Source organism: Metabacillus rhizolycopersici (assembly GCF_020075705.1).
Window position 1 is genome coordinate 1 of the sequence record NZ_JAIQUM010000244.1, and the last position, 689, is coordinate 689.

1 protein-coding gene is annotated in these 689 nt (G+C 32.9%); it reads right to left on the reverse strand.

Annotated elements, in window-relative coordinates; translation table 11 throughout:
- A partial coding sequence (locus K9V48_RS28315) for a transposase (RefSeq protein ID WP_224142344.1) occupies window positions 1-689 on the reverse strand: 689 nt, incomplete at both ends.

Below are 689 nucleotides of genomic sequence, written 5' to 3' on the forward strand. Positions count from 1 at the left end.
ACTTTTCTCACCAGTAGTAACAATCGCAGCTGTAATAATCCGTTCATCGCTCATGGCTATATGTGTTTTAAATCCAAAGAAAGAAGAATCAGCTGTTTTGTGTCCTACACGTGCATCTGGATCAGTAGAATAGTTCAGTGCTTCAGTGTAATCTTCAACGACTTCTTTTAGAACATTTAATTTTTCTTTAACAGAAGGAATCTCTGCAATTTTGGGTTCCTTTTCAATAACATTTATAACTTGACGACAATAATTCAATTCATCTTTTACTTCGTTAGAAGTGGTTTTAGATGGGAATTTTTCTTTCATTGATTCATCAATTTGATACACAGCTTTACGAACATTTTTTGATTTCTCTTGTAAAAACTCTTTAGGTGATTTTTGATTATAGCGTGCTTTTGTATGAGTTGCATCCACAATGACTGTTTTACTCTTAATGATTTCCTTTTCTAGTGCAATCTCAACAGTTTTCTCGATAAGCAAATCTAATAAACCCACATCTTGAAGACGGAGTTTGCGGAATTTCGTTAAAGAACTGGGGTCAATCACGGAATCTTCTGGTGCCATATCGAGAAAATATTTAAATGACATATCATATTGAGAACGTTCAACTATATCTACATCTGATAAATCATAGATAGATTTAAGCAATAAATATTTGAACATTCGAATTGGTGGTATAGCATTAC